At 63.2% G+C, this 24,485-nt stretch carries 19 protein-coding genes and 1 riboswitch; of the genes, 13 read left to right on the plus strand and 6 right to left on the minus strand.

The features are described from left to right. The first annotated feature begins 43 nt into the window (after positions 1-43). The 4 genes from A9762_RS25265 (at position 44) to A9762_RS25280 (ending at position 7,118) form a co-directional block, all read left to right on the plus strand. Positions 44-1,054 (plus strand): NAD(P)-dependent alcohol dehydrogenase, encoded by a 1,011-nt coding sequence (locus A9762_RS25265; protein ID WP_069344836.1) that lies wholly within the window; start codon positions 44-46, stop codon positions 1,052-1,054. Between the two features lie 31 nt (positions 1,055-1,085). Further along, positions 1,086-1,193: riboswitch (ZMP/ZTP riboswitch) on the plus strand. Positions 1,194-1,291: 98 nt separating this feature from the next. Then, complete coding sequence (gene glyA, locus A9762_RS25270; protein WP_069344733.1) at positions 1,292-2,539, plus strand: serine hydroxymethyltransferase; 1,248 nt, start codon at positions 1,292-1,294, stop codon at positions 2,537-2,539. Between the two features lie 18 nt (positions 2,540-2,557). Further along, the gene (gene nrdR, locus A9762_RS25275) at positions 2,558-3,040 is read left to right on the plus strand and encodes a transcriptional regulator NrdR (RefSeq protein WP_069344734.1); all 483 of its coding nucleotides are present in this window, start codon (positions 2,558-2,560) and stop codon (positions 3,038-3,040) included. A gap of 817 nt (positions 3,041-3,857) precedes the next feature. Then, positions 3,858-7,118 carry an autotransporter outer membrane beta-barrel domain-containing protein gene (locus A9762_RS25280; RefSeq protein WP_170836324.1) on the plus strand — a complete coding sequence of 1,087 codons (3,261 nt, stop codon included), beginning with the start codon at positions 3,858-3,860 and terminating at the stop codon, positions 7,116-7,118. A 473-nt stretch (positions 7,119-7,591) separates the two neighbouring features. On the opposite strand, the gene A9762_RS29020 is transcribed toward A9762_RS25280, so the two are convergent. Further along, positions 7,592-7,780, minus strand: coding sequence for a hypothetical protein (locus tag A9762_RS29020; protein WP_170836325.1), 189 nt, complete (start codon positions 7,778-7,780; stop codon positions 7,592-7,594). Positions 7,781-8,110: 330 nt separating this feature from the next. Here A9762_RS29020 and A9762_RS25285 point away from each other — a divergent pair, with 330 nt between their 5' ends. Continuing rightward, the gene (locus A9762_RS25285) at positions 8,111-10,873 is read left to right on the plus strand and encodes an autotransporter outer membrane beta-barrel domain-containing protein (protein WP_170836326.1); all 2,763 of its coding nucleotides are present in this window, start codon (positions 8,111-8,113) and stop codon (positions 10,871-10,873) included. A gap of 94 nt (positions 10,874-10,967) precedes the next feature. On the opposite strand, the gene A9762_RS25290 is transcribed toward A9762_RS25285, so the two are convergent. Further along, positions 10,968-12,032, minus strand: a complete 1,065-nt coding sequence (locus A9762_RS25290) for a porin (protein ID WP_069344737.1) — start codon at positions 12,030-12,032, stop codon at positions 10,968-10,970. Between the two features lie 652 nt (positions 12,033-12,684). Next, positions 12,685-13,737 carry a LysR family transcriptional regulator gene (locus A9762_RS29255; protein ID WP_240493713.1) on the minus strand — a complete coding sequence of 351 codons (1,053 nt, stop codon included), beginning with the start codon at positions 13,735-13,737 and terminating at the stop codon, positions 12,685-12,687. Positions 13,738-14,025: 288 nt separating this feature from the next. Here A9762_RS29255 and A9762_RS25305 point away from each other — a divergent pair, with 288 nt between their 5' ends. The 7 genes from A9762_RS25305 (at position 14,026) to A9762_RS25335 (ending at position 21,574) form a co-directional block, all read left to right on the plus strand. After that, the gene (locus A9762_RS25305; protein WP_069344738.1) at positions 14,026-14,925 is read left to right on the plus strand and encodes a VOC family protein; all 900 of its coding nucleotides are present in this window, start codon (positions 14,026-14,028) and stop codon (positions 14,923-14,925) included. Continuing rightward, the gene (locus tag A9762_RS25310; RefSeq protein WP_256388791.1) at positions 14,826-15,929 is read left to right on the plus strand and encodes an NAD(P)-dependent oxidoreductase; all 1,104 of its coding nucleotides are present in this window, start codon (positions 14,826-14,828) and stop codon (positions 15,927-15,929) included. The genes A9762_RS25305 and A9762_RS25310 overlap by 100 nt, the downstream gene beginning before the upstream one ends. A gap of 117 nt (positions 15,930-16,046) precedes the next feature. Further along, positions 16,047-17,561, plus strand: a complete 1,515-nt coding sequence (locus A9762_RS25315; RefSeq protein WP_069344740.1) for an aldehyde dehydrogenase family protein — start codon at positions 16,047-16,049, stop codon at positions 17,559-17,561. A gap of 440 nt (positions 17,562-18,001) precedes the next feature. Continuing rightward, complete coding sequence (locus A9762_RS25320; protein WP_139133398.1) at positions 18,002-19,369, plus strand: DUF3100 domain-containing protein; 1,368 nt, start codon at positions 18,002-18,004, stop codon at positions 19,367-19,369. Between the two features lie 239 nt (positions 19,370-19,608). Further along, positions 19,609-20,304, plus strand: a complete 696-nt coding sequence (locus A9762_RS25325; protein ID WP_069344838.1) for a GntR family transcriptional regulator — start codon at positions 19,609-19,611, stop codon at positions 20,302-20,304. After that, positions 20,301-20,948 carry a polysaccharide deacetylase family protein gene (locus A9762_RS25330; protein ID WP_069344741.1) on the plus strand — a complete coding sequence of 216 codons (648 nt, stop codon included), beginning with the start codon at positions 20,301-20,303 and terminating at the stop codon, positions 20,946-20,948. Before A9762_RS25325 ends, A9762_RS25330 begins: the two co-directional genes overlap by 4 nt. A gap of 143 nt (positions 20,949-21,091) precedes the next feature. After that, positions 21,092-21,574 (plus strand): cupin domain-containing protein, encoded by a 483-nt coding sequence (locus tag A9762_RS25335; RefSeq protein WP_069344742.1) that lies wholly within the window; start codon positions 21,092-21,094, stop codon positions 21,572-21,574. Between the two features lie 107 nt (positions 21,575-21,681). Here the strand turns inward: A9762_RS25335 and A9762_RS25340 are convergent, their stop codons facing one another. From A9762_RS25340 to A9762_RS28305, 3 genes are all read right to left on the minus strand, one after another. Then, entirely contained in the window at positions 21,682-22,278 is a 597-nt protein-coding gene (locus A9762_RS25340; RefSeq protein WP_069344743.1) for an EF-hand domain-containing protein, read from the minus strand. A gap of 16 nt (positions 22,279-22,294) precedes the next feature. Continuing rightward, the gene (locus A9762_RS25345) at positions 22,295-22,570 is read right to left on the minus strand and encodes a glycine zipper 2TM domain-containing protein (protein ID WP_083254285.1); all 276 of its coding nucleotides are present in this window, start codon (positions 22,568-22,570) and stop codon (positions 22,295-22,297) included. A gap of 123 nt (positions 22,571-22,693) precedes the next feature. After that, a complete protein-coding gene (locus tag A9762_RS28305) occupies positions 22,694-23,131 on the minus strand; it encodes a hypothetical protein (protein ID WP_139133399.1) in 438 nt (145 codons plus the stop codon). 706 nt (positions 23,132-23,837) lie between these two features. On the opposite strand from A9762_RS28305, the gene A9762_RS25350 reads away from it, so the two are divergent. Further along, the gene (locus tag A9762_RS25350; RefSeq protein WP_069344744.1) at positions 23,838-24,485 is read left to right on the plus strand and encodes a TetR/AcrR family transcriptional regulator; all 648 of its coding nucleotides are present in this window, start codon (positions 23,838-23,840) and stop codon (positions 24,483-24,485) included.

Here is a 24,485-nt window from a genome sequence, read left to right on the forward strand (position 1 = left end):
CTCCGATTGAGAAACCATGAACAGAGGTATAGCAATGACGACGATGCAACAGTGGCAAATGGCAACGCTTGGCGACGCGGCACTCGATCTCGCGACGGTGGCCGTGCCGACACCCGGTCCGGGGGAAGTGCTGGTCAGGGTGAACGCGGTGGCGCTCAATTACCGCGATGCGCTCATGATCGACACCGGCATGGGCTTGCCGGTGAAATTCCCGTTCGTGCCCGGTTCCGACATGGCCGGGGAGGTCGTGGCGGTGGGCGACGGGGTCACGCGCGTGGCGGTGGGTGAGCGCGTCGTCAATACGTTCTGGGACCGCTGGGTCGATGGCGAACAGGCGCCGGCCGGGCTCAAAGTGTTTGGTGGCACGTTGCAGGGCGTGCTTCGTGAATATGCGGTGTTCGACGAGGCGTCGCTGGTGCGTGCGCCGTTCACCCTCGACGATGTGGCGGCGTCGACGCTGACCTGCGCCGGGCTGACGGCCTGGCACGCGCTGTTCGGCACGGGCCGCAAGCTCGTACCGGGCGAGACGGTTCTGATGATCGGGACGGGTGGGGTCGCGCTGTTCGGGGCGCAACTGGCCACGGCGCACGGTGCAAAGTCCATCGTCGTGAGCGGGAGCGAAGACAAGCTGCGCCGGGCGGCGGCGCTCGGTGTCACGCATGGTGTCCTACGCCGGGAAGGTTGGGCGGACGAAGTCCGCCAGTTGACCGAAGGGCGCGGCGTCGAGCAGGTGCTGGAACTGGCCGGGGGCGACATGCGCGAGACGCTGGCGGCGCTCGCGCCGGGCGGGAAGGTGTCGGTCATTGGCACGCTGGGCGGGGACACCCTGCAAGTCCCGGTGTACCCGGTGCTGCTCAAGCGGGTGCATGTGCAGGGTATCGGTGTGGGCCATCGGCAGGGGCTGGAGGCATTGGTGACGGCTGTCGACCGGCATGGGATCGTGCCTCAGGTGGATGCCGTCTACGATTTCGCGGACTTCCGGCAGGCGTTGTCCCACCTGCGCCGCGGGGCGTTCGGCAAGGTCGTGGTACGAGTTTCCGGGCCGGTTGCCTAACGTCTCAACCTCGCATAAACTGTCGACGCCACAAACCCCGCGTGACTGGCGATTAGGGCGCACAGCCTTGTGTGCCCGAGGTGGAGCAACCCACCGGGAAGCGCCGGGGTCTTATTTGCCGTTCGCCTGGGCAGCCGTGATGGTTGGTGCTGCCCTGTCTATCGTCTTCCGAAGCACAAAGGAAGGCGCGCCGCAGCATCCCCTCCCGGAAAACCTGTTCAATTCAACGGAACCGCCATGTTCGACAAATCGAAATCTACCGTTGCCTCCGTCGATCCCGACGTCTGGGCCGCGATTCAGAAGGAAAACCAGCGTCAGGAAGATCACATCGAACTGATCGCTTCGGAAAACTACACCAGCCCGGCCGTGATGGAAGCGCAGGGCTCGCAACTGACCAACAAGTATGCGGAAGGTTATCCGGGCAAGCGCTATTACGGCGGTTGCGAGTACGTCGACATTGTCGAACAACTGGCGATCGACCGTGTGAAGGCACTGTTCGGTGCAGAAGCCGCCAACGTGCAGCCGAACTCCGGTTCGCAGGCTAACCAGGGCGTGTACTTCGCCATGCTCAAGCCGGGCGACACGATCATGGGCATGAGCCTCGCGCACGGTGGTCACCTGACGCACGGTTCGCCGGTCAACATGTCGGGCAAGTGGTTCAATGTCGTGAGCTACGGCCTGAACGAAGCCGAAGACATCGATTACGACGCCGCCCAGAAGCTGGCAGAGCAACACAAGCCGAAGATGATCGTGGCTGGCGCCTCGGCCTTCGCGCTGAAGATCGATTTCGAGCGCATGTCGCAGATCGCCAAGTCGGTCGGCGCCTATTTCATGGTCGACATGGCGCACTACGCCGGTCTGATCGCCGCAGGCGTGTACCCGAACCCGGTGCCGCATGCCGACTTCGTCACCACGACCACGCACAAGAGCCTGCGCGGCCCGCGCGGCGGCGTGATCCTGATGAAGGCGGAATTCGAGAAGGCCATCAACTCGGCGATTTTCCCGGGTATCCAGGGCGGCCCGCTCATGCACGTGATCGCCGGCAAGGCCGTCGCGTTCAAGGAAGCCGCATCGCCGGAATTCAAGGAATACCAACAGCAAGTCGCGAAGAACGCCCGCGTGATGGCCGAGACGCTGGTCAAGCGAGGTCTGCGCATCGTGTCGGGCCGTACGGAATCGCACGTGATGCTGGTCGACCTGCGTGCCAAGAACATCACCGGTAAGGCCGCTGAGGCCGCACTGGGCGAAGCGCACATCACCGTCAACAAGAACGCCATTCCGAACGATCCGGAAAAGCCGTTCGTGACGAGCGGCGTGCGTCTGGGCTCGCCGGCCATGACCACGCGTGGTTTCAAGGAAGCCGAAGCCGAACTGGTCGGCAACCTGATCGCCGACGTGCTCGAGAATCCGGAAGACGCAGAAAACCTGGCCCGCGTGCGCGCACAAGTGGCCGAGTTGACCAAGCGTTTCCCGGTCTACGGCTAAGCCACAGGCGTCGCACGCATGCGCTGCCCGTTCTGCCGGCACGACGACACGCAGGTCATCGACTCGCGTGAAGCGGAAGACGGCGCTGCCATTCGGCGGCGCCGGAAATGCCCGTCGTGCGATAAGCGATTCACCACGTACGAGCGTGTCGAACTCACCATGCCGGCCGTCGTCAAGAAAGACGGCAGCCGCGCCGAGTACGACCGTGCGAAAGTGCGCGCCAGCATGCAGCTGGCGATTCGCAAGCGCCCCGTCAGCGCCGAAGCGATGGATGCCGCCATTGCGCGCATCGAGTACAAGCTACTGGCGGGGGCCGAGCGCGAAGTGATGAGCCAGCGCGTCGGTGAACTGGTGATGCGCGAGCTGAAGCGGCTGGACAAGATCGCCTATATCCGCTTCGCCTCGGTGTATCGAAGCTTCGAGGACATTGCGGAATTCCGCGACGTGCTCGAAGAAATCGACAGCACCGATATCAAGCCCAAGCGCAAGCCGGTGGCGTGATGTCGCGTAGCGCGTCAGCGCGCATGTGATGACTGTGTGCACGGCTGTGGTGGTCTGAGGGCCGCCACAGTCGTGAGAATGACGGAAAACCCGTCGCACCCGAAAGGGGGCGGCGGGTTTTTTTATGGCCTTGCGAGCCGCCGAGGACGTGCGGACACGTCGGGCAGGGGAGCGCTCGCCGTCGCAATCGCAGCTCGCGACGTCAGAAATATCGCGGTGGGATGTGACTGAAAGGCACTGATGCGGCGTTGCGCGGGCGCCGCACGTATCCATGACTTTGGGTGAATAAGAAGAGTTATCTTTATTATTTTGGGATGATCCTTCAAATCAATAACTTAATGCTTTATGGATCATCCTAATCTTCGATTTTGATGTAATTGTGGGGTAAGTACCAAAAGCTCCGGGTTTTGATTAGATTTCGATAGGTCGTCTCTAGAATTCGCAGCCTTGACGGTGGCAAGTATGCCGCTGTTGTGGTGACGGTGAATGAATTCCATCGTCTATTGCGTATTCAATTGAGATTTATCGAATGCAAAAGATTAGTCCGAACTCGAAAGTCCTGCGTCAGACCACGATCTGCATGGCCGCTGCGGCGGTCGTCGCGACAGCTGCGTTGCCCATGAATGTGATGGCGTCGGCAGTCCCCCAGCCGACCGCTCAGTGGGAAAATGACCGAAATTCCAGAATTGCCGAGATTAAAAACGAAATTAAAGCGATCGCGCCGAATTTGGAGAAGCTGGTTGCAACACGGCAATTTGCAGAAACGGTGGATGAGCATAAAGCTTCCATTCTGGCGGCAATCTCTAATCAGGCTAATTTGGAAAAAGATGATAGCGATGCACTGCTTCTTCTTCTCAATGCGACGTTCGGCGAAATTCTGAATATCGACGACCAGAAGTTGTCGTCCGCGGGTGTCGCAAAGAAAAAATCGCTCGAAGGCCTGAAAAAGAAACTCGATGCGGCGGCGGCTGCGACCAGCAAGGACGATAAGGCGCTGACAAAGGCGCTGGGTGATTTGGGCAAGGAGGTCGGGAACCACGCGTCCTTTGTCGGGGAAAGTCAGGCGGCGCTGGCTCCCGTTCAGCGTCAGGCCGACCGGCTGGCGATGAAGGAAGCGCGCGTGACCGGTGCGAAATCAAAAAGTGCGCTTGCAGCGCTCAAGGCCACTCGCCAGCTCGATGCGACCACGCCGAACGCCACGAAGCACGACGGCGCGCTGACCTGGAGCGACAAGCATCTGACGAACTTCATGGGCGCAGAAGCGGTTTCCGATACGCACGCCGTCATCACGAAGGACACCACGCTGGAACTGACCTCGGCCTCGGGCGATCGGTCCGACGCGCTGGCCGGCGCTACGGGCAAAAAGCGTGAGATTGGCACCCTTCGCGCGTTGGACGATGCCGCGCATCTGGTGACGGTGACCGACGGGACGCTCAACGTGCATCAGGGCATCGAAGGTCAGGGGGAACTGACCATTGCCGTCAGTACCGACGGTCAACTGAATTTCAAGGGGGGCGCAGGCATTGCCCATGACATGGAAACGGTGTCGCTGAGCGCGGGCCGAGGTGTCGGCAATACCGGTAAGGGCGGAGAGATCGTGTTTGGCGAGGGCACCAACGCCGGGCATGCCGTGATCGACGTGTTCGACCACGGGAAACTGACTTTCGCAAAGGGCGCCAACGCGGGACGCAGTGATATTGGCGTGCGCGACGGGGGCGAAGTGCGTTTCGACGAAGCGGACGCCGCCGTATCGAATGTTTCCAATCAAGGAGGAACGGTCGAGTTCAAGAACTCGAAGCTCGCGCAGGCCGAAATTGCCAACGATCGCACGTCGCTAGTCGGTTTCGTCGATTCCGCACTGGACACCTCGGAAGTCGTCAACCTCGGGACCGCTGTCATCAACGGTTCGCGAGGGGGGGAGGCACACATCATCAACGGCGCCGGCGGAAAACTTTACATCAAGGACAGCGAGCTTGAAGCACTGTCCCTGGTGAACGTCGGGACGGCCGAAATGTCGGGCAATACCACGGCGCATTCCGCGAAGATCGACATGTTCGGCGGTACGCTGGATATCTCGAAGGTCACGGCTGCCGCGCCGGGACGCAAGGCGGAAAAGACGCTGTCCATCGGCGCGTTGTCAGGGGTCGGCGATGTGGTGACCGGCGACACGAAGCTCGTGCTCGGTGAGCGCAACGAAGACGACCGCTTCGAAGGCTCGATCAAGCGTGATGCCGTCGCGTCGAATACCGCGTCGAAGGCCTCCGGCATCCTTCGTGCGAACCCGACGGCGCCGCAGGTCGGCGCGAAGCCAGCCGGCTCGGAAGTGGTCAAGGTCGGCGTCGGTAATCTGACGCTGGCGGGTGACCAGCGTGGCATCACGAGCCTGCGCGTCGAGGGTGGTACGGTGTCCGCTGCTCACGTCAATGCGCTCGGCACCGGTACGGTCACTGTTGCTGAGAAGGGCGCGGTCTCGCTGTTGTCCGGCGTCGCGGGCGTCGGCCATTTCGATAACGCTGGCAAGGTGGATCTCGGCACGCACAAGCTCGCCGTGGAGAAGTACACGTCGAAGCCCGGGGCGAAAATCCAGTCGCGGGTGGAAAAGGTGGGCGGTCAGGTGACCGGCGGTGCGATTCAGGTGTCCCAGGACAGCGATTTCACGCAGACGGAAATCAAGGTGAGCGTGGCTGACGACATCGCACTCGCCGACGTTCAGGACAAGCTCGGTGTCGTGAGCGTTGCCGAAGGCAAAACGGCGACGCTGGGCAAGGTCACCGTGGGTAGCATCACCGGCGGCAAGACAACCAAGCCGACCGATCCCGATGGCCCGGACACGAACAACCCGGACGATCCGAACAATCCCGACACGACGAAGCCCGTCGATCCGAACAATCCAACGGGACTCATCACCAGTGAGAACGTCGTGCGCTATCTGGCGGCGGATGCCGGCTACCGTGCCAACGAAAAAGCGGTGCTCGCTTCGGTCGACGGCGTCACGGTGGGCGAGCTGACCTCCGGCAAGATCGGCGGCAAGGTGCTTTCCGAGATGGCGCTGCAAACGGCGGGCTCCGCGGAGCAACGTCGCTCGGCCAGCCTGCTGTCGGGCGAGTCGCTACTGAACAACGCCACCGCGGCGCAGGGGGCCACCACGGCATTCCAGCGCGGCATGCAGTCGCGCATGGTCGCCGGGGGCGCGATGCTCGACGACAAGACGGCTAACGGCGTGCGTACGGACGACTCGGGTATCGCTGGCTGGGCATCGTTCGCCGGTGGCAATGCGACGCAACGTGGCGACGCGCTGTCGTTCGACGTTCGCGGTATCGATGGCGCCATCGGTGTCGACAAGCGTGTCGGTCGCGGCACCGTCGTCGGGGCATCCATCGGCATGGGCAACCAGAACGTGAAGGCTGACGGCATGCCGGGCGAATCGAAGATCAACAGCGTCAGCGTGGGTCTGTACGGCTCGCATCTGAACGATGCCAATCTGTTCGTGAACGGCGGTGTTTCGTACACGAATCACAGTGTCACGACCGACCGTACCGTCGCGGCGCGCAATGCCTCGGCGCGTCTGTCGGGCAAGACCGGCGGCAACACGTTCGGTGCATTCGGCGAGATCGGCAAGCGCTTCGACGTGGCGGGGTTCCGTGTCGATCCGTCGGTGGGCATGCGTATCGCGTCGACGAAGCTGAATGCGTTCGACGAGACGAATCGCGACGGCACTGCCGGCAACGATGGCCTGAAGGTCGGCGCACAGTCGCAGACGTCGGCCCGCAGCGTGCTGGGCGTGCGCTTCTCGCGTGACGTGTTCAATTTCGATGGCGGCAAGCTCACGCCGTCGCTGCGTCTGGCCTACGAGCACGAGTTCGGTAACACGCAAAGCAGTCTGACCAACACGATCTACGGCGCACCGCGCGCGTTCAACGTGAAGGGCCCGAAGCTGGGCCGCGAAGTCTTCACGGCCGATTTCGGCGTCGATCTCCAGCTCAAGAAGCGGCTCGACGTGCATCTGGGCGGCAACGTCAGCGTGCGTAAGGGGGAGAGCGCCCTGGCCGGTGGCATTTCAGCGAAGTACCGCTTCTAAGCGTTGCTGATCGGTTTGCGTGGGTCACAGGCTCACGCGACCGACACGGATGGGAAAGGAAACCCGTCACGTCCGCAGGGGCGTGGCGGGTTTTTTGTTCAAAAAATGCACGAGGGAAATACCTCCTTTTTCGCCGGAACGTGTGGCGTCAGGACATCACATGCGCATGAATTTGGGTGCTTGAAGTATTGATTCGGTGTGACGGTGAGCGATTGTTGGAAAATAAAATGAATTAAATTGGGATTTGACGTTTATTCGATGAATATCGTGATCTTGGGTTAAGTATCAAACCCGTAGAGTAGTCAGCCGATTCGGAGAAATCGACTCCTAGAATTTGCCGGAACGATGGCGGCCACCAAGCCACTGTCTGAAGCGTGATGAGGGAAATCATCATTTGAGGCGAATTGAAAAGGAGTTGTCGAATGCGAGGGAATCGTCCGAAGTCTAATGCGCGTGGTCAGACAAGGGTTTGCTTAGCGGTGGCGGCCGCCTTGGTTGCAATGGGCGGCGTGCCATCGGCGTTTGCGGCGAGCCCGGCCGGCAATAGCGTGAAAGAAGATCGCATCAAAGAATTGACGGCGCTGGCGGAGAAAGCAAAAGACGATCTCGATAAGAAAGTCGGCGCTGAAGCGGATGATAGATTTGTTGCAGATGCGGGTCATTCATTGCACACACCGTTAAAAGACATTACGGATATCAAGGACGTCGATAAGTTAAAAAGTGCGCTGAATAAATCGGCGACGGAAATTCAGGGGGAGATCGACAAGATTAAAGCCAGTGTTCCGCCATCGGGAATCACGCCATCGCAGCAATTCCGGCTGGACGCACTGACGGCGCTGAAAAAAGACGTCGAGGCGCTTGAGGCGTTGGCGAACCCCATAGACCCGACCTCTCAGGAACGACAAGCGCTGGATAAACGCCTGGAAGGTGCGATCAGGAAGTGGATCTCCTCATTGCAGGACCTCAATCAGGCGCAGCGGTTGGATGAGTCAGTGCACTACAAAAAGGCCCGATGGGAGCAGGCGGCCGAGGGGGCTGAAGCCGAACGGTTGGCGAAGACGCGTGAATTAGCCCCGCGCGTCGCGTCGGACGATCCGGCCAAGCCTGTCACATGGAACGATCAACACCTGATCGATTTCATGTCCGACACAGACCGGCCGGCTGCCGGCGAGACGCTCATCACCAAAGACACGACGCTGGAAATATCGCAGCGCTCCGGGTTGGTGTCTGATGCGATCGAAGGGGCCAACAATCGCGAGCGCGACGTCGGCCTGATTCGCGCCATGGATGGCGCGAATCACACGGTGCTGGTCAATAAGGGCACGTTGGGCGTCCATGAAGGCATCGATGGTCCGGGGCGGCTCGATGTGGATGTCGGCAGCGACGGCGTTCTGAAATTCGTGAGCGGCCCCGGTATCGACAACACGTCCAAGCACATCAGCCTTGTTGCAGGAGTCTCGCAGGGCGCGCAGCCGGATGAGGCGGGTGGTGTCATCGAGTTCGATGCCGGTACGGGCGCCGGTGGGGCGACGATCGATATCAAGGACAAAGGGCAATTGCGGTTCCTCAAGGACACCCACGCCGGTTCGAGCTACATCATGATCGAGCAGGGTGGTCAGGGGCTTTTCGACAAAGGGTCGAGCGCCGAGAAGGCGACGATTCGCAACAGCGGTCATCTGGAATTCATTGGCGCCAAAGGCGGTGACGCCCATCTGGAAAACACGTCCAAAGTCGCGGTGTCGATGGAAGACACGCAACTGGAACGGATGAGCATCGTCAATAGCGGCATGCTCGACCTGAGCGGTCAGACGACGGCGGATGCGGCCTCGATCGAGCTGAACGGCGGTTATCTCAACCTGACGGAAATCAAGGCTGAGAGCGTGAAAGATGGGGTGAAAGACGGTGAGAAAGCGGGCACGGATGCCCCCACGCTGACGATCGGCTCCTTGAGCGGAAATGGCCATGTCGGTACCGGAGATACGCATCTCAAACTGGGTGCGCTCGGACGAGACGAATCGTTCGCGGGGGAAATCGGCAAAGACGTGTTGGGATCGCACGGCGCTCACGTCACCAAGGTTGGCACCGGGCATCTCACGTTCAGCGGCGACCAAAGCGGCATCGAAACACTGAACGTTGAAAACGGCACACTGCTTGCGGCGCATCGCAACGCCCTGGGCACGGGCTTGCTGACCATCTCCGAGCCCGGGACCATTGCGCTCGCCAACGACGTCTACGACGTCAAGAAATTCGAGAACGCCGGTACGCTCAAGCTGCACGGCTACCGGCTTGTGATCGACTCCTACGAGTCGAAGGGCGACAAGGCGAAAATCGAGTCGGACGCGAAGAAAGACGCCGACGGCATCCATCGCGGCACGCTCGAAGTGAACAAGGACGGCGATTTCACCAAGACCAAGGTCGTGCTGCGCCCCATCGACAATTCCGTCTCGCCCAGGGAACTGCTCGAGAAGAAGATTCAGGTCATCGTGCCCGGCCCCAACGCCAAGGTGAAACTCGGCGAGGTCGAGTACGGCAGCATCCCGACCAACCCCGACGACGGTGGCGACGACGGCTCGGTCATCATCGATCCCAACAAGGGCATTGCGTTCCTCGACCCCAACGCGCCGTATTCGGGCAACGAGCAGGGCGTGCTGGCATCGCTCCAGGGGGTGACGCTCGACGACATCGTGTCGGGCCGCGTCGGCGGCAGCGTGCTCGGTCAACTGGTGCTGTTGCCCGCCGGTTCGGCGGAGCAGCGCCGCGCCGCGCGCATGCTCTCCGGCGAGTCGCTCGCGAACAATGCCGCCGCAGCGTACAGCGCGGCCGACACGTTCCGCAGCAGCATGCAGACCCGCATGCTCGCCGGCGGCTCATTGCCCGACTGCAATGCGACGAACGGTCAGCGTGCAGGGGAAAACGGAACGGCCGTCTGGGGTTCGTTCAAAGGGACGGGGGCGAGACAGGAGAGCGACGACATGAGCTTTTCCACGAAGGGGATCGACGGCGCGTTCGGGGTCGACAGACGCTTCAATCGCAACGCCCTGGTGGGCGCGGCGTTCGGTATCGGCACCCGCTCCTCGGTGGCCAGCGACCTGCCGGGTTCGTCCGACGTCAGAAGCGCCAGTGTCGGCCTCTACGGCTCGTATCTGAGCGATACGCGCTGGTTTGCCAATGGCGGCGTGTTCTACACCAATCACAACGTGTCGACCGAGCGAACCGTCGCGGCCCGCGACGTGTCGGCGCGCGTCTCGGGCAAGACCGGCGGTCGCACGCTCGGCTTGTTCGGCGAAGTCGGCCAGCGGGTGCTGGCGGGGGGCGTGAACGTCGATCCGTTCCTCGGTATACGAATCGCCAACACGCGCCTGAACGGCTATGACGAAACGGATCGCGATGCCGGTCAGGGCAACAACGGGCTGCACGTCGGCCCGCAAACCAGCAACTCGCGGCGCGTCATCGCCGGGGTGCGACTCTGGCGCGAACTGGTCAACACGGCAGGCGGCAGCGTGATCCCGTCGTTGCGTCTGGCTTACGAGCACGAGTTCGGCGACACGCAGGGCAGCCTGACGAACGCGATCTTCGGTGCGCCGCGCTCGTTCACCGTCAGCGGTGTGAAGCTCGGGCGCGACATCTTCACCGCCGACCTCGGCGCCGACATCCGCGTCACCCGACAACTCAACGTGCATGTCGGTGGCGATCTCAGCCTGCGTGCCGGCGAGAAGGCGGTGGCCGGTGGCGTGAGTGCGAAGTACCGCTTCTGACAGACGCTAACCCGCAACGTGTTAACGGCAAAGCCCCCGGCCAGTGACGTCACTGGCCGGGGGCTTTGTGCTTGCGGCGAAACGTCGTGCGACGTCAGAACGAGTGCGAGATCCCGAAGTAGGCACCGGTCTGGCTCTTGCCCGCCGGCGGATTGTCGAGCGAATCGCTCGGAATCGCGGCGACCGAGAAGCTCTGGTTCGCGCTGTTCTTCACGTACGCGATGGTGCCGTACAGGAACGTGCGCTTCGAGAGGTTGTAGGTCGTGCCCAGTTCGAACATCGTCGCGTGTCCGAACCCCCCCGGCACGTTCACGTGATAGACCGCAGCGTTTGCCGCCCACACGGGCGTCGCCTGATACTTCACGCCCGCCCAGTAATGATCGGCGCGGGTGGCGAAGTCGGGCGCCGGGGCGTCGGGGGCCGACATGTGCGTGTAGCCCAGCGAAATCGTGAAGCGGTTCAGGAAGACGTTGGCGCCGGCGAAGTATTCGCGCGAAGTGGCGAACACGTCGGTGAAGCGTCCGTTGGTGTCGCGGATTTCGTCGTACAACGCGCGCAACTGGAAGCGGTCGTGCGTGTAGGTCAATTGCGCGCCCATGCCTCGCCCGTTGTTGAACTGGCCGGCGATGTTGGAGAAAGCGTACTGACCCGCGACGTCGAAGCCGTACCAGTTCGGACTCTGATAGTTGACGGTGTTGCTCGCCTGCGGCCAGTTACGACCCCGCACGAGCGACGCCGACGAGAAGGCCTGCTGCTGGAACGGATCGAAGTCCCAGACCCCGTTGCTGATGAACAGGTTGCGCCCGAGCGTGAGTTGCCCCCACGAGCGCGAGTTGAAACCGACCAGCGCGCGACGGTCGAAGATCGATCCCGAGCCGTTGTTGTTGAAGCCGTTCATCAACTGGAATCCGCCTTCCAGATTGAATACCGCATGCAATCCCTGCCCAAGATCCTCGTAGCCGCGCAGGCCGAACAGGCTCGTGCCGTAATCGCCGCCCTGCGCACTCCAGCGCGAGGCGGTGCCGCCGTTGCCGTCCTGCAAATTGTTCATGAACTGAAAGCCGCCATCGACGCGGCCGTAGAGTTGCACGCTAGTTTGCGCGTGCGCGAACGTACCGATGCCGCACAGCAGGCTGGCTGCAATGAGCTTCTTTTTCATGATCTGCTCCCCAGGTTGCGATATTGCGTTGCGCCCCGCACCTCTTTCGCGTGGTTATGACCGTCGTCGTCGTAGCGCGCCCGAGCGGGAGCGGTCTGCGACATCGTCGGAAAAGCCTGAAATTTCGTTACGAGTGACGAGAAATCGGCAATCGGGAACGCCTGGGCAACGGGCGCCGCATGGGGGAACGCGGCCGGTTGCGAGTGATGCCGGTACGACAGTCACGCTCTGGTTTTCACAGGTCGTCGTCATGGCGGTCCACTGGCGTAAGGTCGGCGGCAACGCGCACACGCGCATTGCCATGCGACCGGAATGAGTGGCGGGAACGGGCGGACTTTTTTGTCTCGTAGTGCGACGTAAGTACGACGCCACTCGTACGACACGATTCGTACGACGTCATCCGGATGACGAAGACGCACCCGTTTCCCTGATTGGCTTCTTTATATCCGAATTTTCCGGTACGCAATATAAGGGAAAGGCTTAGGGCGTCGAGTGTTGCGTGCCAGCAACCGAAACGGCGTTGCGCATTCCTTTGCGTATCGAAAGATTCGGTCGGACGCTTTCAGTCAGCCGTTTCATGTCGTTGATGCATGGCTATGACGCATGCCCTTGCCCCATGCCTCTGCCATACGGCGTCGGCGCGCTTCGTGCGTCAACCCGGAGCGCCGAAGGCTTCCATCTTGCTCGCGAGGTGGGTGAGCAGGCGGTTGGCCGCGCCGGACAGGCGGCGCCCGGCACGCGTGATCAGGTGAGCCTCGGCGCTGTTGAGAATCGGATGGTCGATAGGCACGGCGCACAGCACCCCCGCCTCGATCTCCTGCGAGACGGCGAACGTCGGCAGAAAGGTCGCGCCCAGCCCTGCGCGCACGAAGTGCTTGAGTACGGAAATCGAGTTCGTGGTGACCGTGGGCGTGAGCCGGTGCTTTTCGGACTGTTCGGCCAACTCCATCAACTGCCGCGTGCCGTAGGCGCCGTGCATGAGCGCGAGCGGCACATCGTAGAGGGCGTCGAGCGTGAGGGCGCCGGGCTGGTGTCTCCCGTTTGCATGGGCGGTGTCTGCTGCCTGGATGGCCTTGGTGGCTTTCGTCGCTCCCGTCGCCTTCGTCGCCCCCGTCGCCCTCATCGCTTCGGCGGCCTGGGTCGCGGCGGCGTTCGCCGCTTGCGCGATCAGCGGGGAGCCGGGCGCGACGATAGCGTGCACCGGCTGCGCCATCTGGGCGCGCGAGACGATCTTGGGTTCGGCGGGCGGGTTGTAGACCAGTCCGATATCGGCGTCGTCTTCGGCGACCAGACGCATGACCTCGTTGGTGCCGGCCAGATCCAGCGTGAGCGTGATGTCCGGATAACGTTTGCAGAAATATTGCAGCGGCGCCCCCATCAGGTCGCTGACGAAGCCTTCGCCGACCGCCAGCCGGATGTGCCCGCGCCGCAACCCGCGCACTTCCTGAAGCTTGGCCAGCAGGTCCTCCTGGTGCGCGCGCTGCTCCCGGTAGTACTCCATGAGCAGACGGCCGGCCTGCGTCAGATGCACGCCGCGTTTGTGACGCTCGATGAGCGGCAGGGCCAGTTCGGCTTCCAGTAAGGCAATCTGACGGCTGACGGCGGAGGGGGCGATGTCGAGTCTGTCGGCGGCGGCGCGCACCGTGCCGCACTGGACGGCCTCGTACAGATAGGACAAACGGCTTTCGTTGATGGCAGGTGTCATACCCTAAAGACTAATAATTAGAACAAAAATCTTCAAGCGTTGTCATTGAGCGTCATTTTTTTTCAATCCACACTGCGACTCATGCGGATCGGCCCCGACGCCGGGCAACGAACCCAGGCGAGGCCCGGTGTCGGCGGCCCGATTCCGCGCCAGTTTCGATGTGATTGGATGTGACGACATAGTCGGGTGTCAGGGTGAGCGATCCTGCGGGATGACGCGCGGCCCCGGCCCGGTATCACTCACAAACGGTCGCGCCGCGTGAGCCCCCGAGCCCTTCGGAGACACTTGATGATTCCTCCGCGCAATACGCGATTCGGCATCGATCATCCGCTGGTCACTGTGCATGACCACCCGCGGCGGCTGGCGCATTACGCGCGCATGGGCTTCGCCCCGTCACCGGTGTCGTATCACCCGTGGGGCACCGTCACGTCGCTCATGATGTTCGGCGACAACTTCATCGAGCTGATCGGCGTGGACAACGCCAGCAAGTTCGGCACGAATGCCGTAGGCGATTTCTGCTTCGGACGCTATCTCGGCGACTTCCTCGTACGCGAAGAAGGCGTATCGCTCGTCGCACTTCACAGCAAGGACGCCCGCGCCGACCACTCCCGGCTGGCGCAGGCGGGGCTCGAATCGCAGGGCATGCTCGATTTCCGCCGCGCGATGCGCAAACCCGATGGCACGCCCGACGAGGTCGTGGTCACGCTGGGGCTGTTCATCGACGACGCGCTCGGCGACGTCTCCAATTTCATCTGTCACCAGCATCGCCCGGAGTTGATCTGGGTGCCGGAGTGGCAGAACCACGCGAACGGGGTGACAAACATCGTTGGTGTCACTTATGTGACGCCCGACGCGGTGTCGCTGCGCACGCTCGCCACGCGCTGGCAGCGCATGTACGGCGCGCGGCACGTCGATCTCTATGAGGGCGGGGCGGTCGCCGACACCGGCTGCGGTCATCTGCGCGCCATGTCGCCACAGCGGGCCGAGGCGCGTTACGCAGCGGTCGGGTTGCCGATGGCGCAGGGCGTGCGCACCCATGCCGTTGCGATCACGCTGCTCACGCCGGACCTGGCCCACGTCGAAGCGCTGTGGCGCGAGAACGGCGTGCCCTACGGCTACAACGAGCACGGGCTGGTGGTGGAGCCCGAGTTCGCCGGCAACGTCGTGCTGGAGTTCGTGAACCACTAGCGCGGCGGTTTCCTGCCGCTTTCTATCCGTTTTCCAAGCGTCGGCCGGAGATCCCGGCGGGCGGAGCAACGCGGCGCGGCCCGTGCGGGCGGCGTCATCTTCGCAGTCAATCTGGAGTCAACATGAAAATCATCGGAGTGGTCGGACTGGGCAATATGGGACGCGGCATGGCGCTGTCGTTGCAGCGCGGCGGTTTCACGGTGCTCGGTTTCGATCCGTCGCCGGCAGCCGGTGCCGCGCTGGCCGACGCAGGCATTGGCCTGCGCGCTTCGGTCGCGGAACTGGCACGCGAGGCCGACGCGCTCGTGCTGTCGCTGCCGACGTCGCAAGTCGTCGAAGCCGTGGTGAACGGTGCCGACGGCATTGCCGCGAACGGGCGCGAAGGCCTGATCGTGGTCGACACGTCGACAGCCGATCCGGAAAGCACCCGCAAGCTGGCCGTCACGCTGCGCGAGAAGGGCATCGCTCTGGTCGACGCACCGGTCTCCGGCGGCCCGAAGGGCGCGTTGAACGGCGCACTCACGATGGTGCTGGGCGGCTCGGCGGACGACATCGCCCGGATCGAGCCGGCGCTCGCCGCCATGTCGGCCAAGCGCGTGCATATCGGTGATGTGGGTGCCGGTCACGTGACCAAGCTCATCAATAACCTGATGTGCGCGGCGCATCTGGTCGTGGCGGGCGAGGCGATGCGTCTGGCGAAGGCCGCCGGTGTGGCCCCGGAACAGGTGCTCGAAGGCCTGAATGCCGGCTCGGGCCGCAGCGGCATCACGCAAACCAACTACCCGACGTGGATCCTCAACGACGCCTTCGACTCGGGCTTCACGATGAAGCTCATGCGCAAGGACGTGCGTCTGGCCATGGCGCTGGCCGAGCAGACGGGCACGCTCGCCACCGGGCCGCTGTCGGCCGAAGTGGGGCGTCTGTGGGCGGCGAGTGCCGCGACCGTGGGCGACGACGAGGATTTCAACCGCATCGTGCAGTTCATCGAGCCGGGCCGCGCCTAATCGATGGTCTTGCCGCTGTCATCGACGGCTGTCATCGCCCCTGTCAGCGGCCCCTGAGAGTCTTATTTCTATTTGACGACACGATGCGCGTCCGAGCGCATCGCACGGAGTTTTCACATGCCAGACCAACAAGCCGCCGCTTTGCTCGGCGCATTCGCCAAGTTCTTCCCTAACGCCGGCACCATCGGTTCGTTCGTCAACGGCGAACTGCTCGAAGGCCGTGGCGAGACCACCATCGACATCGTCAACCCGGCGACCGGCCAGACGGTGCTCACCTATCGCGACGCCGGTGCCGATGTCGTGGCGCAAGCGGCCGCCGCCGCACAGGCCGCACAAAAGACCTGGTGGGCCCTCACGCACGCTGCCCGCGGTCGTGTGATGCAGGCCGTCGGCGCGAAGATTCGCGAAAATGCCGAAGCCCTCGCACAACTCGAATCCATCGGCGCCGGCAAGCCGATCCGCGACTGTCGTGGCGAAGTCGGCAAAGTGGCCGAGATGTTCGAGTACTACGCCGGCTGGACGGACAAGTTCTTCGGCGACGTCATCCCGGTGCCGAGCACGCACCTGAACTACACCCGCCGCGAAGCCATGGGCGTGGTGTTGCAGATCACGCCGTGGAATGCACCGGTCTTCACCTGCGGCTGGCAACTCGCCCCGGCCATCGCCATGGGCAACGGGGTGCTGCTCAAGCCGTCGGAACTCACGCCGGCCAGCTCGCTTGTGGTCGCCGCACTCGCCGAGCAGGCCGGTGTGCCGCGCGGTCTGATCAACGTGCTCGCCGGTTTCGGTCACACGACAGGGCAAGCCGCCATTTCGCATCCGGTCATCAAGAAGGTCGTGTTCGTCGGCTCGCCGGCGACCGGCAGCAAGATCGCCACGGCCGCTGCGCAGCGCCTGCTGCCGAGCGTGCTGGAGCTGGGCGGCAAGTCCGCCAACATCGTGTTCGACGATGCGGATCTCAAGCGCGCCTGCCTTGGCGCACAGGCCGCGATCTTCTCGAGCGCCGGACAAAGCTGCGTGGCAGGCTCGCGTCTGCTGGTGCAGCGCGGCGTGTACGACCAGATGGTCGAGATGCTGGCGCGCGGCGCCGAAAAGATTCGCGTGGGCGAGCCGCTGGACGATACGACCGAAGTCGGCCCGATCTGCAATCGCACGCAGTATCAGCACGTGATGAACATGATCGACGCGGGCGTCGAAGGCGGGGCGCGTCTGGCGGCCGGTTCGCAGCAGCGTAGCGACGGCGGCTTCTTCGTGCGTCCGACGGTGCTGGCCGACGCGAACAACACCATGGGCGTGGCCCGCACGGAAATCTTCGGCCCGGTGGTCGTGGCGATCCCGTTCGACACGGAAGAAGAAGCGCTCGCGATCGCCAACGACAGCGAGTTCGGTCTGGCCGGTGCGGTCTGGACGCAGGATGTCGCGCGCGCGCACCGTGTGGCTTCGCAGGTCAACGCCGGCACGTTCTGGATCAACGGCTACAAGACGATCAACGTCGCCTCGCCGTTCGGCGGCTACAACCATAGCGGTTACGGCCGTTCCAGCGGTGTGGAAGCGCTCTACGAGTACACGCAGACGAAGAGCGTCTGGGTCGAGACGGCGGCCAACCCGGCCACGCCGTTCGGCTACGTCTGATCCGGGTGTGACGGTTTGCCGGTCGGCATGAGGCCGGCAAGCCGTGAGGTCGTGCTGTCATCGTGCGTTCACTTACCGGCAATGGGGTGCGAACGCGACGTAAAAGTGCAGAAAGTGTGCCGGGCGCCGGTCGTGAGACGTCGTCCGGTATGCGACCGTTTCAGCCTGCGGGACACGGGGCCGAAACGGGGTTTTTGACCGCGTATAATGCCGCCCTCGGGCGGTTCGGCGCGGGAACGCTGTTGCTGTCACCAAGGCGTGCCAACATGGCGGGCGTTCACGCACCGCCATGCCGAAAAGTCCGCCGGTTTTGCGACCGGACGGGCGGCGTGCCGAACGTCCTTAATCACCGACATGTTCGTCGACCCGCCGCATCGTCGCCAAAAGCGACGGGCGAACGGCACCGGACCGGTTCAATAGCAAGTGCAGTGGAGACCCAGATGGCAGTCATGGAACAAAACGCGGCAAAGCCGCAGGGAGGCGCCTTCAGCGATGGCGTGCGCCTGTATGTGTGGGCAATCGTGATCCTCGTGATCGCGGAGCTGATCGGTGCGATCAGTATCACTGCCGGTCACGGCAAGATCGTGTTGTTGCCGATGGTCTGGGCGTTGCTGCTCGGCGCGGCGTTGGGCCTGTCGCAATCGCGTTTGCCGCGTTTCGCGCAGATCGATCTGTCGATGCAACACAAGGCAGCGGCCATTCTGCAACCGGCGCTGCTGCTGTTCGTCGCCAAGCTGGGCCTGCTCGTGGGCGGCTCGCTGCCCAAGCTCGTGGCTGCCGGCTGGGCGCTGGTGTTCCAGGAGTTCGGCCACTTCGTGGGCACGATCATTCTGGGCCTGCCGGTCGCGCTGATGCTCGGTATCAAGCGCGAAGCCATCGGTGCGACCTTCTCGGTCGGCCGTGAGCCGAGCCTCGCCATCATCGGCGAAAAGTACGGCTTCGACTCGCCGGAAGGCCGTGGCGTGCTGGCCGAATACCTGACGGGTACGATCTTCGGTGCCGTGTTCATCTCGCTGTTCGCGGGCTTCGTCGCCAGCCTGAACCTGTTCCATCCGCACTCGCTCGCCATGGGCGCCGGTGTGGGCTCGGGTTCGATGATGGCCGCCGCTGCCGGTGCCATCGCTGCCCAGCAGACGCCGGAAGTCGCCAAGGAAGTGGCGACGTTCGCTGCGGCGTCGAACCTGATCACGACGACCATCGGTACGTACTTCACCCTGTTCATCTCGCTGCCGCTCGCCGTGTGGGGCTACCGCGTGATGGAGCCGGTGCTGGGCCGCATGAGCAAGCGCGGTCGTGCCAATGCCGAAGCCGCTGCCGTGGCCGACGCAGACGCCGCCAAGGAACTGAAGCAAGCCAGCAAGGCCCACACCGTCGAGATGAACTTCGGTGCGCGTCTGTTTGCGTGGGTCTTCTCGGGGGCGCTGGCGCTGGTCGGTAACAGCATGGCCTTCAAGACGCCGTTCCTCGACGGCGTGCCGGGCATGCTGATCATCATCGCTGCCGTGATCGTCGGCGAAGCGCTGTACTTCATCACGCGCCGCAAGGTGCCGGCCGTGTGCTGGGTGTCGCTGATCGCGATGTTCCTGACCTCGCCTGCCTTCCCGTTCGCGCCGGTCGTCGAGCAGTTCACGGGCAAGATCAACTTCCTGTCGCTCGTCACGCCGATGCTGACGTACGCGGGTCTGTCGGTCGCCAAGGACGTGCCTGCCTTCCGTCGTCTGGGCTGGCGCATCGTGGTTGTGTCGTTCCTCGCGAACGCCGGCACGTTCCTCGGTGCCGCGATCATTGCCGAATTCTTCCACGTGTAATGCGTGATCGCGGCGGCGTGACGGTGACAGGTCGCGCACGCTGCGGAGATCGGTGTCGAAACGTAGGTGAATGACGCCCGCCGGACCGGCGGGAGGCTGAAAAACGAAGGGCTGGATCCTGTAACGAACAGGCTCCGGCCCTTTTCGTTTGTGCGATTGCCTTTCCATAAAGCCGCGCGGTAATGTCCACAAAAGTCGAAAAAGTCGACATTTCAGAGTTCGCCACCTCGCTGTCATTTATGATCCAGATTGCCCCGCCCGCCCAGAAGAGTCAGAGTCTGACCGTCGCCATTGCGGTGCGGGAAGACATTCTCGAGGCCCGACTCGAACCGGGCAGCCGGTTGCATGTGGCGTCGCTCGTCGAGCGGTTCGGGGTCAGTCAGGGCGCGGTGCGCGAAGCGTTGTCCCGGTTGGTGGCCGACGGTCTGGCCGTGGCCCTCGATCAGAAGGGGTTTCGTGTCGCCGACGTTTCCATCGAAGACCTGCGCGATCTCACCGAGGCGCGCATCGAACTTGAAGTCGTGGCGCTGCGCCGTGCGATTGCGCGCGGCGACGCCGCCTGGGAGGGCCGCATTCTGGCGGCTTATCACGAGTTGTCGAAAGCCACGCCGGCGGCAGTCGAACAATTGCGCGGCGAGATGGTGGCGTGGGGCGTGTTGCACCGCCGCTTTCACGATGCGCTGGTCAGTGCCGCCGGATCGGACTGGCTCGCGCGTTTTCGCGAGACGCTGGCCGCGCAGTCGGAGCGCTATCGCAAACTGGCGGTGGTGCGCCCTGACGGGCCGCGCGATGTCGATGGGGAGCATCGGGGACTGATGGACGCTGTGCTCGCGCGTGACGCCGATCGCTGCGCCGTCCTCATCGAGGCGCACTTCCGTGCCACGACGCAGACCGTGACGCTGGCGTTCGAAAAGCGCGAGGGCGCGGCGACGTGAATCCCATCACACTGACCTTCGATAACGGTCCGACGAAGGACGTCACGCCGTACGTGCTCGATGTGCTCGCCCGGTACGACATCCGCAGCACGTTCTTCGTGCTCGGGCGAAACCTGATGGATGCACCGAGCCGGGCGTTGATGCAGCGCGCGGCAGACGAGGGGCACTGGATCGGCAATCACACGTACATGCACGACGTGCCGCTCGGGCTGAGCACGGATCCGGACGCGCCCGAGCGTGAGATCGGCCGCACGCAGGCGTTGATCGGCGACGCGGCGCATCCGGACAGGTTCTTCCGCCCGTTCGGCGGTGGCGGTGAGTTGGGCCCGTTGCTGCTCAACCCGCTGGCGGTCGACTACCTGCGTCGGCATCGATACTCCTGCGTGCTGTGGAACTCGATTCCGCGTGACTGGGACGATCCGGACGGTTGGGTCGCGACCGCGCTGCGGCAGTGTGCGCAGGAAGACTGGGCGCTCACTGTGCTGCACGACATTGCGTCGGGGGCGATGCGTCGTCTCGAGACCTTCATTCAGAAAGCGCTGGACGCCGGTCACACGTTCCGACAGGAATTTCCACGCGCGTGTGTCCCGATGCTTCGGGGCACCCCCGTGCGCTCCATGCGCGCCTTGATTTCGCCGTCGTAGCGTCGTGGGGCGAGACCCCCCCCTTCGCTTGCCATGACGTCTTAACGTCATCGAGGAATCGCTATCCCCATCCCTCTGCCTGGGATCCGCTGGCCGCGCAGCACGCGGCGAACACGCAGCACAGACATCACGGAAATACGTCAATGACCCCGCATCAAGCCAACCCGCAAGGCGTTATCGTGACGCCCGATGAGGCCAAGGCCATCAAGCCCTTCGGACTCGACATGCAGATCCTGCTGAGTTCCGAGGCGACCGCCGGCAAGCTCTCCGTCATCATTGCCTGTCACAAACCCGGCGAAGGCCCGCCGCCTCATCTGCACCACAGTCAGGACGAATGCTTCTACATCGTGGAGGGCACTTACGAACTGAGCGCCGGGGACGTGACCCGCACGGTGGGCGCGGGCACGGTCGTCTACCTGCCGCGCGGCGTGGTCCACAGCTTCCGGAACGTGGGCGAGACCACGGGCCGGATGCTCGACTGGACGCTGCCGGGCGGTCAAGATCGCTACTTTGAAGAGATTGCCGCGCTGGCCGGGACGAGCTTCACCGGGGAGCAGGTCAAGGCGATCAGCGAGCGGCATGACACGAATTTCCCGGCGGCAGCGTCGGGCGCCGGTGGTCATTGACGATGGGGTGAAGGACGAGCCTTACCGTCAATAGGAAAGCCCCCGCGGCGGTATCGACCGGCGCGGGGGCTTTTTCGTGGTGGTGAAGGTCGTGACGACGCGACTGCTTACGGTTTCGTTGTGGCGGCGTCGGCCTGCGCACGGTCGTGGTAGTACCGGCGGAAGAAGCTGCGAATTTCGGCCGGCGAGAGCTTGCCGTCGTGGTTGACGTCGATTTCGTCGAAATGCTGGTAGAGGAACGGCTCCGACGCGGCGGCTTCATCGCGGCTCAGGTAGCCGTCGCCGTCCTTGTCGGCTGCCTTGAAGTAGCGCTCAAACGTAGCGCGACGCGCCTGCAACTGGCTGCGTTGATAGGCCGACCATTCGTTGCGGTCGATCTTGCCGTCGTGGTTGGTGTCGATGGCGTCGAACGAACGTTGCAGGTACAGGCCCAGCGCGGCGTTCTGATCGGCGGCGTCGCCGTAATCGGGACCATTCGCGGGACCATTCGCGGGACCACCAACGGGCGGTGGCGGCGGCGCTGGCGTTGTCGGCACGACGCCATTGATGGGGGGAGGCGCCGACTGCGCAAAGCTGGGCATGGCGGCCAGCGACAGCACGGCGGCGCCGGCGCACAGCGCCACGGCGGCGAGGGCCCGGCGTGCATGGCGTCGCGTCTTGAGGGTATGAAGCGTTCGTTGGCGAACGATGTCTCGGGATGTCATGTCTCGCGTCTCCTTATCAGCGGCGACGGCGGTCGTCGGTGATCACGTTACCGATCACGCCGCCGACGACGGCACCGCCGACGGTCGTACCGAGGTCGCCACCGGAAATCAGGGCGCCGCCGAGTGCGCCGACACCGGCACCCACAGCGGTATTACGCGATTCGCGCGGTGTCATGCCGCCGCATCCGGCAAGCGTGCCGATGAGCGCGGCACCGACCAGTATCGGGGCCGCCGAGCGCGAAAGGCGCGAAAGGCGGGAAACACGCGAGACCCATCGTTGTGTGGTTTTCATGACGTATGGCTCCTTCAACGGGGCGAGGCACCCCAGGTGTCGGCAGGCCGTCAGGTACCTCGTGGCATCGCAGTTGCGGGGCACGTGGGACGACAGCGGTCTGCCGTTTCGTTAATCGTTCGTTCAATGGGCCGTTGCCGACCCGTTTTCCGGCACCCCTACCCCGGTGGCAGGGTTCGACTCGCGATAAGCCGGGGGTGGGGGAGGCGGCGGATACGGACGACCCTGTGCATCGGTCGGATAGGGGCGGCCATACGCGTCGGTCGGCGGATAGGGGCGCCCGTAAGCATCCGTGTTCGGCACAGGCGCCGGCGGCGCTGCGTAGGGACTGCATGCCGAACCCGGCGCATAAGGCGGCGGCCCGCAGTTCGGTTGGTACGCAGGGTTGGTACTCTCCGGTCCTCGATACGGCAGGCGAGGTTGCGGCGGCGCTTCGTACGCACAGCCGGCCAGCGTGAGGACGACGGCTGCCAGTCCGATTGCCGAGGACACCTTCGCAATGCGTGTCTTCGAGACGTGTACCGACATTGCGTCAAGCGCTTGTTCAACGTTTCTTCTCATCATGACCTCCTTGCGAGAGCGGTGTTGATCCCCGCCCGTCGTCATCATGGATTGACGGTAGTTGGACGCAATTTGCGGTATTTGGATCGGTCGATCTTGTAAATCTTTGTAATTGCTTTTGGATGCACCGTATCGCGGGCGTTTGCGGTCGATGCGTATCGAACATGTCATCGAATCAATGCGATGGAGTCCGAATCAATGTAGGAATTCGCTGACGGATGTCACCTACACGACCTCGCTATCGATGAGGCGAGGAGACATTGCGATCCCACAATCGGGGCGGAAGGTTTTCATGGATGCAGGTACGCATAGTGCGTACTCGCGAATGGGGGAGCACGCATGCGTCCCGGTATTCGCGCGCATATACGACGGTGGCTACGATGCGGAACACGTTGCAGCACCGGAAAAACATGACATCAAGATTGTTCGATTTTGAAATATCTTGCCGCTAACCCCTTGATAGAAGGTGTCGCGCACCGTTGTGCGTGGAATCTGCGCCGGGACGGCGCATTACGCGATGTCTGTCATCGCAGATCACGTTGCGTGCGTTGAAATATCGGGAAAGTCCGGGGGAGTGTTTGCGCTTAGTTTTCGCCGCAAGCTGCGTTTGCGCTGGCATACTGTGCGCGCTGACACTCGGTATCGGCGCTGGTAGCAGTTGAGAATTTACGATCGAGGTGCCCGGCCTATCCGGGCAGGCTCACATATGCCACAAGTCAAGAAAGAAGACATCCGTCTCGCCATTCTCGAAGCATCGCATGCCCTGTTTCTCGAAAAAGGGTATGTCGACACCACAATGGTGCAGATCGCCAAGCGCGCCGGCATTTCGCACGCGAACATCTACAGCTACTTCACCGCGAAGCTGCAAGTCTTCTTCTGCGTCTACGAGAAATGGTTCAAGGCGCGTATCTCCGCACTGGAAACCGAAGTGATGTCGGCGCACGGCGCGCATGCCCGCATGCGGACGCTGCTCGCCGGCCTGCTCGTCGAGACACCGCGACTCGATAACGGTTTTTCACACAATCTGGTGCAGGCGCTGGCGACCGTCAGCCCGGGAGATCCGTACGATCCGTCATTGCTTCAGTGGTTTCGGGAGCGTCTGTCGGCCATGCTGGCGGCCAGCGCGCCGAGTCTCGCGCGTGACAGCGTGCGTCGGGCGCGTCTCATCGACATGCTCGTACTGACCTTCGACGGCTGTCTCGTCAACTATCACGTGAACCCGGCGTCGTTGCCGGACGTCGCCATGCTTGAAGAGTACGTGGCGGCGTTTCTCAGCGCAGAGCCTGCGGAAGCGGCATCGGTGCCGCAGGGGATGGACCCGGTGAGCGCGTCCGGCTCTGCTGCGGCGGCCTGA

Origin of the sequence: Pandoraea sp. ISTKB, assembly GCF_001721285.1 — a bacterium.
In the GTDB taxonomy this organism is placed as follows: Bacteria; Pseudomonadota; Gammaproteobacteria; order Burkholderiales; family Burkholderiaceae; genus Pandoraea; species Pandoraea capi.

Bases quoted from the DNA above. Each gene is read 5' to 3' on its own strand.
- A9762_RS25265 (WP_069344836.1), top strand. From the start codon at position 44: ATGCAACAGTGGCAAATGGCAACGCTTGGCGACGCGGCACTCGATCTC.
- glyA (WP_069344733.1), top strand. From the start codon at position 1,292: ATGTTCGACAAATCGAAATCTACCGTTGCCTCCGTCGATCCCGACGTC.
- nrdR (WP_069344734.1), top strand. From the start codon at position 2,558: ATGCGCTGCCCGTTCTGCCGGCACGACGACACGCAGGTCATCGACTCG.
- A9762_RS29020 (WP_170836325.1), bottom strand. From the start codon at position 7,780: ATGACCCGCATCTGCAACAAATCTATCATCCGCTTCAGCGCCGACTTT.
- A9762_RS25290 (WP_069344737.1), bottom strand. From the start codon at position 12,032: ATGAAAAAGAAGCTCATTGCAGCCAGCCTGCTGTGCGGCATCGGTACG.
- A9762_RS29255 (WP_240493713.1), bottom strand. From the start codon at position 13,737: ATGACACCTGCCATCAACGAAAGCCGTTTGTCCTATCTGTACGAGGCC.
- A9762_RS25305 (WP_069344738.1), top strand. From the start codon at position 14,026: ATGATTCCTCCGCGCAATACGCGATTCGGCATCGATCATCCGCTGGTC.
- A9762_RS25315 (WP_069344740.1), top strand. From the start codon at position 16,047: ATGCCAGACCAACAAGCCGCCGCTTTGCTCGGCGCATTCGCCAAGTTC.
- A9762_RS25320 (WP_139133398.1), top strand. From the start codon at position 18,002: ATGGCAGTCATGGAACAAAACGCGGCAAAGCCGCAGGGAGGCGCCTTC.
- A9762_RS25325 (WP_069344838.1), top strand. From the start codon at position 19,609: ATGATCCAGATTGCCCCGCCCGCCCAGAAGAGTCAGAGTCTGACCGTC.
- A9762_RS25335 (WP_069344742.1), top strand. From the start codon at position 21,092: ATGACCCCGCATCAAGCCAACCCGCAAGGCGTTATCGTGACGCCCGAT.
- A9762_RS25340 (WP_069344743.1), bottom strand. From the start codon at position 22,278: ATGACATCCCGAGACATCGTTCGCCAACGAACGCTTCATACCCTCAAG.
- A9762_RS25345 (WP_083254285.1), bottom strand. From the start codon at position 22,570: ATGAAAACCACACAACGATGGGTCTCGCGTGTTTCCCGCCTTTCGCGC.
- A9762_RS28305 (WP_139133399.1), bottom strand. From the start codon at position 23,131: ATGAGAAGAAACGTTGAACAAGCGCTTGACGCAATGTCGGTACACGTC.
- A9762_RS25350 (WP_069344744.1), top strand. From the start codon at position 23,838: ATGCCACAAGTCAAGAAAGAAGACATCCGTCTCGCCATTCTCGAAGCA.